This is a genomic window from Burkholderia sp. AW49-1 (assembly GCF_053427845.1).
Genome location: NZ_JBSAXF010000105.1, coordinates 1 through 484, shown reverse-complemented (window position 1 = coordinate 484; position 484 = coordinate 1). Strand labels below are relative to the sequence as shown.

Sequence of the window (484 nt, the reverse complement as noted above, 5' to 3'; positions counted from 1 at the left end):
CAATAACGAACGATTGGACGCGGGCCGCGCCGACGAGAATGAACAAGAATGCGCATCGCCTGGTGTATTCCAGGCTTCGGGGTATGGTGGTCGCCGTCGCGGAGACGGTGACGGCCGAGGGGAAATCGGCGACGGGCGAGGCGCGTGTGCGACGGCGCGCATCGGCATCCGGCCCGCGCGCGGTTGCGGCGGGCGTTGCCATGCTCGGCATGCTGCCTGCGTTGTCCGGTGCGCAGATCGTTCCGACGCCGGGCACCACCACGCAGGTGATCCAGACGCCGAACGGCTTGCCGCAAGTCAACGTGGCCAAGCCTTCTGGCGCAGGCGTATCGGTCAATACCTACAATCAGTTCGACGTACAAAAAGCCGGCGCGATCCTGAACAACTCGGCCACGATGGTTCAGACCCAGCAGGCCGGCTGGATCAACGGGAACCCGAATTACGGCGCGGGGCAGGCCGCACGGATCATCGTCAACCAGGTCAA

General features: G+C 64.9%; 1 protein-coding gene. It reads left to right on the top strand.

Annotated elements, in window-relative coordinates; genetic code table 11:
• Window positions 1-38: 38 nt before the first annotated feature.
• On the top strand, window positions 39-484 hold a 446-nt coding region (locus ACV22W_RS33600; RefSeq protein ID WP_448023838.1), incomplete at its 3' end, for an ESPR-type extended signal peptide-containing protein.